The organism is Exiguobacterium sp. E4787 (genome assembly GCF_018618375.1).
In the GTDB taxonomy this organism is placed as follows: Bacteria; Bacillota; Bacilli; order Exiguobacteriales; family Exiguobacteriaceae; genus Exiguobacterium; species Exiguobacterium chiriqhucha.
Genome location: NZ_JACSLY010000010.1, coordinates 51,373 through 63,647, shown reverse-complemented (window position 1 = coordinate 63,647; position 12,275 = coordinate 51,373). Strand labels below are relative to the sequence as shown.

12 protein-coding genes and 1 riboswitch are annotated in these 12,275 nt (G+C 51.2%); of the genes, 5 read left to right on the top strand and 7 right to left on the bottom strand.

The features are described 5' to 3' along the window. Window positions 1–106: 106 nt before the first annotated feature. Together KNP80_RS11990 and KNP80_RS11985 are read left to right on the top strand one after the other, a co-directional pair. Window positions 107–592 (top strand): restriction endonuclease, encoded by a 486-nt coding sequence (locus tag KNP80_RS11990; protein WP_251130276.1) that lies wholly within the window; start codon window positions 107–109, stop codon window positions 590–592. 216 nt (window positions 593–808) lie between these two features. Further along, the gene (locus KNP80_RS11985) at window positions 809–1,288 is read left to right on the top strand and encodes an LURP-one-related family protein (RefSeq protein WP_021068133.1); all 480 of its coding nucleotides are present in this window, start codon (window positions 809–811) and stop codon (window positions 1,286–1,288) included. A 68-nt stretch (window positions 1,289–1,356) separates the two neighbouring features. Here KNP80_RS11985 and KNP80_RS11980 read toward each other — a convergent pair whose 3' ends face one another. Beyond that, the gene (locus KNP80_RS11980; RefSeq protein ID WP_029596252.1) at window positions 1,357–1,980 is read right to left on the bottom strand and encodes a DUF1836 domain-containing protein; all 624 of its coding nucleotides are present in this window, start codon (window positions 1,978–1,980) and stop codon (window positions 1,357–1,359) included. A 149-nt stretch (window positions 1,981–2,129) separates the two neighbouring features. Between KNP80_RS11980 and KNP80_RS11975 the strand changes: the two genes are divergently transcribed. Both KNP80_RS11975 and murB read left to right on the top strand, forming a co-directional pair. Next, complete coding sequence (locus KNP80_RS11975; RefSeq protein ID WP_021068135.1) at window positions 2,130–2,780, top strand: diacylglycerol/polyprenol kinase family protein; 651 nt, start codon at window positions 2,130–2,132, stop codon at window positions 2,778–2,780. A 155-nt stretch (window positions 2,781–2,935) separates the two neighbouring features. Then, the gene (gene murB / locus KNP80_RS11970; protein ID WP_021068136.1) at window positions 2,936–3,856 is read left to right on the top strand and encodes a UDP-N-acetylmuramate dehydrogenase; all 921 of its coding nucleotides are present in this window, start codon (window positions 2,936–2,938) and stop codon (window positions 3,854–3,856) included. Window positions 3,857–3,949: 93 nt separating this feature from the next. Here murB and ald read toward each other — a convergent pair whose 3' ends face one another. From ald to trhO, 4 genes are all read right to left on the bottom strand, one after another. Further along, window positions 3,950–5,080 carry an alanine dehydrogenase gene (gene ald, locus KNP80_RS11965; protein ID WP_214834803.1) on the bottom strand — a complete coding sequence of 377 codons (1,131 nt, stop codon included), beginning with the start codon at window positions 5,078–5,080 and terminating at the stop codon, window positions 3,950–3,952. A 129-nt stretch (window positions 5,081–5,209) separates the two neighbouring features. Further along, window positions 5,210–6,433: a PucR family transcriptional regulator gene (locus tag KNP80_RS11960; protein WP_034804315.1), complete on the bottom strand. Its 1,224-nt coding sequence runs from the start codon at window positions 6,431–6,433 to the stop codon at window positions 5,210–5,212. 101 nt (window positions 6,434–6,534) lie between these two features. Next, window positions 6,535–6,960, bottom strand: coding sequence for a divergent PAP2 family protein (locus tag KNP80_RS11955; protein WP_029596250.1), 426 nt, complete (start codon window positions 6,958–6,960; stop codon window positions 6,535–6,537). Window positions 6,961–7,076: 116 nt separating this feature from the next. Then, window positions 7,077–8,018 (bottom strand): oxygen-dependent tRNA uridine(34) hydroxylase TrhO, encoded by a 942-nt coding sequence (gene trhO, locus KNP80_RS11950; RefSeq protein ID WP_034804313.1) that lies wholly within the window; start codon window positions 8,016–8,018, stop codon window positions 7,077–7,079. A 224-nt stretch (window positions 8,019–8,242) separates the two neighbouring features. Here trhO and KNP80_RS11945 point away from each other — a divergent pair, with 224 nt between their 5' ends. Further along, window positions 8,243–8,887 carry a TVP38/TMEM64 family protein gene (locus tag KNP80_RS11945; protein WP_214834802.1) on the top strand — a complete coding sequence of 215 codons (645 nt, stop codon included), beginning with the start codon at window positions 8,243–8,245 and terminating at the stop codon, window positions 8,885–8,887. Window positions 8,888–8,914: 27 nt separating this feature from the next. On the opposite strand, the gene KNP80_RS11940 is transcribed toward KNP80_RS11945, so the two are convergent. Beyond that, on the bottom strand, window positions 8,915–10,216 hold the full coding sequence (locus KNP80_RS11940) for a Na+/H+ antiporter NhaC family protein (protein ID WP_034804307.1): 1,302 nt from the start codon (window positions 10,214–10,216) through the stop codon (window positions 8,915–8,917). A 52-nt stretch (window positions 10,217–10,268) separates the two neighbouring features. Further along, a riboswitch (SAM riboswitch) is annotated at window positions 10,269–10,364 on the bottom strand. Window positions 10,365–10,460: 96 nt separating this feature from the next. Further along, window positions 10,461–12,140 (bottom strand): GGDEF domain-containing protein, encoded by a 1,680-nt coding sequence (locus tag KNP80_RS11935; RefSeq protein WP_251132389.1) that lies wholly within the window; start codon window positions 12,138–12,140, stop codon window positions 10,461–10,463. Window positions 12,141–12,275: the final 135 nt, after the last annotated feature.

Here is a 12,275-nt window from a genome sequence, read left to right as displayed (position 1 = left end):
CACGGGTACATCTTCAATACATTCGACAACTCCCCCTTTGTTTTCCTGCCTCCAAACGGTAAAGTGAAGACAAGAACAGATAGAGAGGACGATAGATGTGAAGGGAATGGGGCTCAGCTTGTTGATCGCCATCGGATTATGGTGGAGAGATGCGCCGATATGGAGTATCGTCGCGTGTTTAGGAATCGGCCTGCTCTGGCTCATCTGGCGCATGCGTCTGTCGACGATTCACCGCATCGATCGGATGGACGGTCGTGAATTTGAATTGTTTTTAGAAGAAGTGTTCACCGCACTCGGTTACACGGTGACGGTGACGCCGGCGTCGCGTGACTTTGGGGCGGACCTGCTCCTTGAAGCGGAGGACGGATGGTCAATCGCGGTCCAAGCGAAACGTTATGAAAAAGCGGTCGGGCTTGAGGCAGTCCAACAAGTCGCAGCCTCCGTTCCATACTATGGGGTGAACGAAGGTTGGGTCGTGACGAACTCCTCTTATACCGATAGTGCATACGAATTGGCGGAGCCAAATCAAGTTCGTTTGATTGCAAGAACGGAGCTCGAAGAGATGTTGAAACAGGCCGGTTTCAAGCGATAATATCAGGCGTGTTCACAAGTTTGACAGAATGGCGGATTGTGTCGAAGAAAAAGGGGTTGTCTTTTTCACGAATAGGTGCAATAATCATCTTCGTCATATGAAATATGTAGTCGCTGAAACGAGAAAACGCGACGCACAGTACCAATTTGGAGTTTCATAGAAATACCAACCAAACACACACAAATCAACGGTTGGAACGTATTAGGAGGAAAAGCGGTGCGCAAATTAATTTATGTAAAAGGTTGCGTCTTTACGCAAGGCGAAGCGACCATTTATGACGAGACAAATGATGCGATCGGATCTGTTCACCGCGACGCGGAGGGCAGTGTTCAAGTGCACAACTTGTCAGGCCGTCAAATCGCTCACGGGAAGTATATCCCGAACTGTCAGAAGTGGGTCGTCATGAACCACGACGGACAAGCGATCGGTCAGTTGAAGGACAAATTCTCATTATTCGGGAAAAAGTGTGAGTACAACGTCTACGAACGCGGTCTCTATACGATTCAATACGATGTCGAGCGTTACAAGTTCAGCGTTCGAGACAAAGCAGGTAAGCTTGTGGCGGAACTCCGCAAACAAGACGATGATTGCTTCTGCCTGACGAAAGAGGCCGACCAACTCTCGATGTTCGAGTTGTTGTCTGTCCTTAAAACGTTGACAGTCAAATCACGGATGCCAATCGCGGTATCGGTGTAACCAATATGACGAACACCAGTCACTGCGACTGGTGTTTTTTTCTAAAAAAAAGCCTCATTCGACGAAAATCAAATGAAGCGGTTCAAATAGTGTTTTGCCTCGATCTCGAGTGTCGTCACGCGATGGGCGTATAGACAGAGTTTGAGGACGTGCAAGATGTTCGGGTGGGTGACCCCCATCTTTTCAATCGAGCGCTTCGCACGCGTGTCGAGGAGCTCGATCGGGCTCGTCGACTTGGCGTACTCGGCATAGAGACGATAAAAGTCAATGGGCGAGATGAGGTCGTCCTCGTCGCGGTCAGGATTGTTGAAGATGAGTGCGAGGAGAGAACTCGTCTCTTCAAGTGAGAACAAGTGCTTCAAATCATCCAGCAAATAAATGATAGCCGCTTGTTGGAGCGAGTATTTCTTTCCGACCCGGGGGACCCCGATGATTTTGCGGACTTCTCGCTTCGTCCAGTTTTGAATCGTGGTCGCGGATAAATGCTCTCCGGTCAACGTGTTCGCCAAAGCGACGATTTGATTGATTGACAGTCCGTTCTTTTCAATATGAAACAAGTGGATTTTGCGAAGCTCTTTCGGGAAATGCTCGCGCACGTCCTCGGGAAAGAGCGAGATGGCCCGGTCAACGTCGCCAACCCGCATATAGTGAAGGCAATCAGCCAAAGTTTGAATCGAAATTGCGTCGCGCATACAGGCATCCTTTCTATAGCCGCCTTCGTTCGTTGGCTATACAGTCATTTGACCTCATTCTACCAAATGTTTGAAAAGGAAGCTAGGCTATCGCTCGATTAAGGTATAATGAAAACGTACAAAAAAATGTAGATAAAGGTGGTTCATCGATGAATGAATGGGTCAGTTCCATCCTGTCCATCGTCATTGTCCTGGTGTTTCTCGTCGGTCTTGAACAGATTGGCAAACGCCTCGGTTGGACGGATGAGACAATTCGTAAAAGTGTACATATCGCGGTCGGCCATTGGTCGCTGCTTGCAGTTTGGTTAATGGAAACTTGGTACGTCGCCGCCGTGCCGCTCGTCTTTTTCACGTTCGCGAACGCGTTCCTTCTTTATAAGAGTCCGTCACCGGTTCATCAGACGGAACGTAAATCGCTCGGCACCGTCTATTATCCGATCGCCTTGCTTGTCATCCTGTTCTTCTTCTTTGAATCAGAGCCGCTCGCCTTTTTGGCAGGATCGCTCGTCTTGGCTTGGGGCGATGGCCTGGCCGCGCTCATTGGTCGGAAGTACGGGACAGTGACCTATGATTTATACGGACAGAAGCGCTCGTTCCAAGGTAGCATGGCCATGTTCCTCAGCTCGTATGCCGTCCTCTTTTTATTATTTTTGTGGGATGATATTCCACTTTGGCAAGTGGTAACATATGGATTCATTATTTCAATCGTTGCCACACTCACAGAAGCAATTTCGTATCGAGATTGGGATAACTTTACAATTCCTATCGTCGTGGCCGTTGCTACATCATTATTGTTATAAATCAATTCCTTCATTGTAAAGAAAACGTTGCTTGTCACCCCTGTCAAAGATTTGTATACTGTGTTTCGTACTGAAATCATTCAGTGACGTGCCTGCCTCTCTCTTGACGAACCGAGGCATGCTTTAAAATTGAACGTAAAGGATTGAGGCAACGCATGAGCTTTTTAAATCAACTACTCACTATCATTCCGGCCGATCGCGTGAAGCAAGATGAGCCGCTGTCGGCACACACGTATACAAAATTAGGTGGGCAGGCCGATTATTTCGTGGCCCCGCACACGTATGAAGAAGTTCAAGCCGTGCTTGAGCTCGCCCATCGCGAGAGCGTCCCATTCATGATTCTCGGGTTCGGGTCGAACTTGATTGTCCGTGACGGAGGCCTTCGTGGCATCGTCTTAAACTTGAACGAACTGAAAACGATTCGTCGAGACGGGAATCAACTGATCGCCCAAGCCGGTGCGGCCATCATCGACGTCTCACGTCAAGCGTTGACCGAAGAGTTATCTGGCTTAGAATTCGCCTGTGGCATCCCGGGAACGGTCGGTGGCGCGGTGTATATGAACGCAGGCGCCTACGGTGGAGAAACGAAAGACGTCATCACGAGTGCGGTCGTGTTGTCGCCTGAAGGGCAGCTCATGACACTTACGAAAGACGAGCTCGATCTCGACTACCGGACGAGCCGGATTTCGAAAGACGGGTTGATTGTGCTCGAAGCGACGTTTGAACTCGAGCCGCTCGGCTATGAAGCGATCAAAGACGTCATGGACGACTTGACGTACAAGCGCGAGTCGAAGCAACCGCTCGAGTATCCATCATGCGGTAGCGTCTTCAAACGACCACCGGGCTACTTCGCCGGCAAATTGATTCAAGACTGTGGCCTGCAAGGGAAGCGGATCGGTGGAGCGGAAGTCTCACTCAAACATGCCGGATTCATCGTCAATATCGATGAAGCGACAGCGACTGAGTACATCTCGCTCATCCGTCACGTCCAGGCGACGGTAAAGGAGAAGTTCGAGATTGAGCTTGAACCAGAAGTGAAAATCATCGGTGAGGACATCGCCGTCGAGAACGCATAAGCATGAAAACGCTCGAACCGATTGGTTCGAGCGTTTTTGAATGGGACGAGGAAAACAAAAAAGCCGCCAGCAACAATGCCGACGGCTTTACGTTTACGCTTGTAGTTGCTTCGTGATGGCTTCGGCTGGAGCGACAAACGTGTAGCCGAGGTCGCGGGCGACGGCTTCATACGTGACCGTCCCGTCGATGACGTTCAATCCTTTAAGCAAGGCTGCGTTCTCGCGGAGTGCTGGGAAAATCCCTTTTTGTGCGCACTCGACGATATACGGCATCGTCGCGTTCGTCAAACCGAGTGTCGACGTGCGTGGGACGACACCTGGCATGTTGGCGACGGCATAGTGTTGAACCCCGTAACGCTCGTACGTCGGCGCGTCATGCGTCGTGATATGGTCGATGGTTTCGCAGATTCCGCCTTGGTCGATGGCGACATCAACGATGACCGAACCGGGTGACATCTGTTGGACCATTTCTTTCGTGACGAGCTTCGGTGCTTTCGCGCCTGGAATGAGGACGGCACCGATGACAAGGTCACTTTCAGCGACTTGTTTGGCGATGTTATAGCTGTTTGAGATGAGTGTGTTGATTGTGTTACCGAACTGATCATCGATTTGGCGCAGGCGAGCCGGGCTGATATCCATAATCGTGACGTTGGCACCAAGACCAATCGCGATGCGGGCGGCATTCATCCCGACGACACCGCCCCCGATGACGGTGACGTTCGCACGTGGTACGCCTGGCAGGCCAGACAAGAGAATCCCTTTTCCACCGTGCGGTTTTTCAAGGATTTGGGCGCCGATTTGAGCAGCCATCCGTCCGGCCACTTCGCTCATCGGTGTGAGGAGCGGCAATGTGCGGTCGATCTCGACCGTCTCATAGGCGATAGCCGTCACACCAGAATCGACGAGTGCTTTCGTGAGTTCTGGTTCGGCCGCCAAATGCAAGTAAGTGAAGAGGGTCAAGTCAGGACGGAAATAACGATATTCCGATGGTTGCGGTTCCTTTACTTTCAACGCCAATTCCACGTTTACCCAAACGTCTGCGGCTGTGTCGACGATGGTTGCCCCCGCATCGACATACTCCATATTTGTGAAGCCGCTACCGACGCCCGCTTCCGTCTCGACGAGGACCTCGTGTCCAAGTTCAGTTAATACGGCTGCACCCATTGGCGTCAAGGCGACGCGGTTTTCGTTGTTTTTAATCTCTTTCAATACCCCGATTTTCATGTAAAGTTCCCCTTTCTCTACTGACACAATTTGTTCACACCTTTAGTATAGACCCATCCGAAAACGCTGTCTTTAGCATGGATTCTAAAAGTGATAACGCCCACTTTGTGAAAAAACACAAAGTAGGCGTCAATCGTCTTGGCGGTATTGACCGGCCTTAATGGCGAGATAAACGGCGGCCCGTTCAGGGAGCGAGACTTGTGTGATGTTCGTCAGTTCTTCAATCCGCCGAATCCGGTAGAGCACGGTGTTCGGATGGATGTGAAGATGAGCGGCGACACGCTTGACGTTCCCATCAAAATAGAAATACCATTCGAGCGTCGTGACGAGCTCGGTGTGATGCGTGACGTCATACGCCTGTAGGCGCTCGATGGTCGGATGCGTCTCGAGACGAAGCCCGATGCGTCGGGCCAAATCGGGAACGAGCTGATAAATTCCGATCTGTTCGAACGTGCGCGATGTCGCAAGCTCATACGGGAACTTTCGGCGAAGCGACGTAACGCGTCGTGCTTCTTCCATCGCCGCATAGAGCATATCGCTCTCAAAAAAGCGTCGACTGATGCCAAGACGCGGCTCCGCTTCAATGAACTTGTCTCGGAGCTGACTTTCAAAACGGTCAGCCCACTGTAAGAGCGCCGCTTCTTCCTCGGCCAAGTCCGATTTCATATAATGCCAGACGAGTAGTTGCTGGCCATCGATAGCGTGCAGGACGACTTCAATCGCTTGCTGGGTCGCTAATACATAAAACAGTCGTTCCGCCAGTTGTGGGGTGACCGGCTGGGCACATTCAATTACGGTGAGGCGGCTGGCGACGGCAATCGGTGCGAGCTCATTCAAGCGGTCGCGGTGGGGTGGCGATAAGACGGGAGTGGCCAGCACTTCTAAAAAGAAGCGTTCCAATTCGGCATCGATGCGCCGCTCGTGCATCGCGATGGTCATCAGTAGCTTTTTGGCGATGTTCGCTCCTTCTTGTAGGACGGTGAGTTCTTGTTCCGAGAACGGCGTCGTTCGGGCCAGGCTCCAAATGTAACCGAGCACGTCACCTTGTTGTTTGATGACGACGGCTGCTCGTTCGCCTAGTCCGACAGCCATTCGAGCAGGGATGACGACCGGTTCGTCACGGTCAATCACTTCTTGAAGAATCCCGCTTTCCCATAAGTCCTCGATGACCGCCTCCGGGACACGGCGGCCGATAATCGTCGCGATACGTGCCGGATCGGTCGAGTCGGGATGGGTGCTATAGGCCAGTAACTGATGGTGTCGGTTTTCAATCGTGATGGGGGCCCGAATCGCTTGTCCGATTGCTTCGGCGAGCGTATCGAGCGACTCATAAGATTTCTGCAAAAAAGGCATGTCGATTCCTCCTCTCTTTCACTATACCGTCTCTGTTGTGAAAGTTCACAAAAAGATGGTGAGTTTTTAGAAGGAGGAACGACATGCCTGCATCATTCACATTAAATTGGGAAAAACAGTCCGACCACGAGACCGAGCAAGGCACCGACGATGACTTGGAACGGGGTATGACCGACCAGTTCATTTAAGATGGGCGTCTCGTGCTTGATTCCTTTGAAGTAGTCGTTTAACAAGCGGGCCTGGAATCCGACCGCCTGACGCACACCGGTCGCATCGTACATGACGATTGTCGCAAAAATCAAGGCGAGCGCGAACATGCTGGAATCGAGCCCTTCGATTCGACCGATGACGGTCGCTAAGGCGACGACGGTCGAAGAGTGGGAACTTGGCATCCCACCCGAGGCAAACATGATTTCTAATTCAAAATCTCGTGTTTTAATGAGTTCGGTTACGAGCTTAGCTGCTTGTGCGATGAACCAAGCAAGCAAGGCGGCGAGTAAAGGTTCGTTAAAGAGCAATCGATTCACTTCCTGTCTGACAATGGTATCTACACTATACCCGATTCTGTCATCGGCTAGACGTAAAGTTTCTGTCAAAAAAGCACCCCGAGCGTAGGCTCGAAGTGCTTTCTGGTCGATTTTTGTTACCCGACGACGCCTTCAGTCTCCTGAAGTTTGTCCGCGATATTCTCGATGATATAGCGGTTGCGTGGATGCTCCTGGCACTCTTTCGAGCATGAACGCATTTGTTTTGGTTCACACTCTTCACAACAGAAGTGTTGGGCATTACACACCGGGTTGGCACAATTAACGTAGCGGACCGTCTTCGTTCCGCAGTGCATGCACTCCGAAACAACGGACGGGTTGACCGTGTTGACCGGGACGTTGATGCGCTCGTCAAAGACGTAAAGCTCACCTTCCCAGTCCTCGCCTTTCGTGGCTTCGTCTTTGCCGTACATGGCGACGCCGCCTTTAAGGTGGAAAATGTTGTCGTGACCTTGGTCACGCATATATGCGGTAAATTTCTCGCAACGGACGCCTCCGGTACAGTACGTGAGTAACGTTTTCCCTTCGTAGAGGTCCTTGTTCTCTTCGAGCCAATCTGGCATGTAACGAGAAGCCTCTACATCGATTTTGATCGCGTTTTTAAAGTGACCAAGATCGTACTCGTAGTTGTTACGAACGTCGAGGATGACGACATCGTCGCGATTCATCATCTCTTTCCATTCTGCCGGTTCGAGGTATGCACCGTGCTGTTTAGGCACGTCGAACTCACCATCAAAGCGCCACGTCACAAGCTCTTTCTTATGACGGACAAAAATTTTCGAGAACGCATGCTCTTCGACTTCATCGATTTTGAACTCGATGTCGCTGAATAGCGGGTTCGCTTTCAAGTCGTTCATGTATTGCTCGGTCTGTTCCCAAGTCCCAGAGCACGTCCCGTTGATTCCTTCGGAAGAAATCAAGATGCGTCCTTTGATGCCGAGATCCTTGCAATACTTGAGGTGCTCTTGTGTGAGCGTTTCTGGGTCTTCGATATTGACGTACTTATAGTACAGCAAGACCCGCATTGGTTTTGTTTCCATGTGTGTTACTCCCCTGTGTTCAGTTTTTTGCAGGAAAACGAACGTTGGGTTGTGTCGTTCGACGAACGGACTTGCCTGCAACCACAAGTCCATATTATATGATAGATATCACAGCTGAATTTCGCAAATACTTTTTATTTTTTTACGGCGGTGGGCAGGGGGATGCGTCTTCCTGAGCGAAATCGGGTAAAAAGGAATAACGAAAGTTGAAGGTGGAAACTGACATGCTGACATCACTCCAACAATATATTTTAAACTTGATTGAATGGCTACAAGGACTTCCGGGCGGACCTTGGGCAGGACTCGGGGCACCGTTCCTGGAGGCGATCTTTCCATTTCTCCCACTCGTCCTCATCATCTCGGCGAACGCAGCGACATATGGATTTTTGCTTGGGACGTTACTGTCTTGGATCGGGAGTTTGCTCGGAACAATTCTTGTGTTTGTAGCTGTTCGCTACGTGTTCCGAAAGCCGATGACGCGGTGGCTCGAGAGACATAAGCAAGGCGTCTATTGGCTCGAACGCATCAAGCACATGAGTCTGGTCTCACTCGGGTTTCTGTACTCGCTCCCGTTTATTCCGGTCAGCTTGATCACATACTTACTCGCGCTCATTCAAATGCCGCTCCGTACGTTCATCATGGCGGCCGGGTTCGGCAAGTTGCTCGTCGTCTTGATTTTCTCTGTCATTGGCGACCAGTGGGAAGAGTTTATCCAAAGCCCGTTCCGATTATCGATGCTCGTCTTATTACTGATTGTCCTATGGGCCATCAGCCGTGGACTCGAAGAACTGCTTAAACGGCGTGCCTTCAGAAAACGGAACGAGCAGCTGAAACGTGAACTTGAAGCGAAACGACAAACGACCTTGTGAAGCGACTGCTTCACAAGGTCGTTTTCGTTAAGCGCGTTTTTTGAAACGCGGGAAGTTGAAGGCGATGGCCAATCCTCCGCAAATGAACAACAAGAACGGATAGAACATATACGGAACGAGCGCCGGTGACGCTGTGTTCGTCAGTTCGGCCGCAATGAGAAGCTGTGCCCCATAAGGCAACAGACCTTGGACCCCACACGAGAAGATATCGAGTACACTCGCTGACTTTTTACGTTCGATGTCATAATCGTCGGCGATGTTCGCGGCGAGCGGACCAGCCACGAGAATCGAAATCGTGTTGTTCGCCGTCGCGACGTTTGTCGCACTGACGAGCCCGGCGATGCTCCACTCCGCGCCGGCCCGTCTTTTAATTCGGGACGTGAGCGCGTCACGCAAGTACGTGAGTCCGCCGTTATGCGAGATGAGTCCGACGAGCCCACCCATGAGCAATGTCAGGAGTGAAATCTCGGCCATGCCCATCATGCCGTCCGCCATGGCGGTGACGTACGTGGTGACGGCTAGACTGCCGTCCAACAGACCGATGATGCCGGTCAGGGCGATGCCGCCGAGCAAGACGAGGATGACGTTCATTCCCGTCAAGGCGAGCACGATGACCGCAAGGTACGGAATCAGCTTATACCATTCAAACGCTGCCGGCTCGATGGTCGATTCACCGCTCGATAAGACGGCGAGCAAAATCGTTGTGATGACGGCTGCCGGCAAGACGATCCAAAAGTTAGTCCGGAACTTGTCGCGCATGTTCGTCCGTTGGGTGCGGACGGCTGCAATCGTCGTGTCCGAAATGAACGACAAGTTATCACCGAACATGGCACCGCCAACGACGGCCGCTGCTGCGATGGCGATATTGACGCCGCTCTCCTCATGGATGCCGAGGGCAATCGGCGCCAGTGCGGCAATCGTCCCGGTCGATGTGCCCATCGCCATTGAGATGAAGGCCGCGATGACGAACAGGCCGCTCAAGAGGAGCGAAGGCGGTAATAACGTCAATGCCGCATTGACGGTCGCATCAATCGCCCCGATTGCTTCGGCGACGCTTGAAAACGCGCCGGCGAGCAAGAAGATGAACACCATGATCAAGATGCTTGGGTTGCCGGCGCCTTGGGCGACACGTTCGACCGTCTGGGTGACGCTTCCTTTCGTCATCATCGCCGCGACGATGACGGCAATCAAGGCCGCAATCAAGACGGGAAATTTATAAAAATCGTCATAGTAGATGCCTGCCCCGATAAAGAAGACGAGGAAGACGAGTAAGGGCAAGAGCGCCCATTTGTTAGCTGTTGGTTGTTCCAATCGATTCACCTCATTCATAAAAATAAAAAGAGAGCCTTCTGAAAAAAGGCTCTCTCTACAAGAAACACTTTTTTCATCTTTCGAGCAGACCGCTCGCTGGATTTGGCACAGGTTACCCGCTGCCGAGACGTCATCGGGCCAGTCCCTCAGTCTCTCTTGATAAAAAAGTTGTGATATTTAGTTATAAGACACGTTCCCTAACGTACCTGTTTCAAATCTGCTTGTCAATAGCAAACCCCCACGCGATGCACGTGGGGGCGAGTCAGGACGTCAAAAAATTGTAATGGGCGACGCGGTTGCGTCCTGCGTACTTCCCGCCGACGTAAAGCGCTCGGTCGGCGTTGCGAATCGTATCGTCTAGTCGTTTGTCACCGAACGCTTGAATCGTATCGACGCCGATTGAGGCGGTCACTGGGATATCGATTCCGTCAACGTGGAATGGTTTGGTTTCGATTTGTTGACGGATGCGCTCGGCAATCTCGACGGCGGCTTCGACATCGCATCGGTTCAAAAGCAAGATGAACTCCTCGCCGCCATAACGGGCTGCGAAATCATCGGTGCGGAGCACTTGGCGGATGCGGCGACCAAACTCTTGGAGCACGCTGTCTCCGACTTGATGACCGTGCGTGTCGTTGATTTTTTTGAAGAAGTCGATATCGAGCATTGCGACGGAAATCGGGTACATCGAGCCGTCCGAGATTTGTTGAATCCCGTATTCATAAAAAGCCCGTGCATTGGCAAGCAACGTCAAGCTGTCCGTCCGGCTCTCGGTATAGAGGCGGTCGCGTTCATGACAACGACTGATCGTTCGATTGAACGATTTGAGCAGTTTGACAATCTCACGTTGAATGATGGGCGGATAGCCATAGACGTGCTCGCCGGTCATGACGAGCCACGTGCGGATGCCTTCGATTTCCTCGGAACGGACCGAGATGAAGCTATGATAGTCTTCATCGAACTCGTTCGATAACGGGGCGTCCCATTCAAAGCGCATCTCATACTCGACCGAGGCTTCGTTCGGATAGGTTGCATCGAGTAAATCAAAGACGACGTGGCGATCGATCGGCTGGCGCGTCTTTAAATCAAAGTAAAGTGTGCGATCGAACAGTTTGAACTCGACGAACCCTTCGTCGTACTCGTTGAGTCGTTCACATTGACTGAGGAACACCTCAATCGCTTGCGCCTCGCTTTGTGACAACGACACGGCTTCTTTTGCCTCATCATATTGTTCAATCAACGATTTGAAGGCGTCTTGCCGACCTTTCTGGATGATGAGCCGCTTAATAAAGAAGGTGAGTGCGGCGGCGATACTGCTGACGACAAGCAAGTTCGTCTCACGGAAGAGCGAGGCTGCTAAAATGAAGACGAGACTGACGATATACGTGTAAAACGCGATGTTTAGAAAGTCGCGGACCGGGATATCGACACGGAACCACCAATCGACTTGATACTTTTGTACGACCGTGTTTAAGATGATGGCCACAATCAAGCCGGCAAGCGGCAGAAACGAATCTTGGGAATAAAAACCGAGACCGGTCACACCACCGAGTGCCAAGTAGACGCTGGCCGGGATGGCGATTTCCAAAAACGACGTGATGGCGTTCCACGGATACGTAAAACGGAACCGTCGAAGCGCGACGCGCGGTTTCAAGTTGACGAACTGGAAGACGAGTAGTCCAATCTGATTGACGAACAGCGCTGTCTCAAAATCAAAGAATAAAAAAATAATTAAGACGATACTTTCTGAAAAGGTAAAGTAGACGCCTTTCCGTTCAATGGAGTCCATTTGAAAAGTAATGACGAGCAACGCAATCAAGATGAACGGTAACGGCTCGATGGCCGGCATGTTTAATACGCCTGTAGCGAACAAGATGAGGGTCAAACTGAATAGCATACTCCAAATACTCCAACCGAGGACGGACATCTTGCGGAAATGGTTCATGGTTCCCTCCTATGTGGGAAAAATTCAATTATGTATGGTAGAAGATTCGGCACAATCACGCCCGAGTCCTGCCTATCCACCATAATGGCGGAATTCTAGCATTGAGTCTATATGAAATATCCTCTATAATGAAAT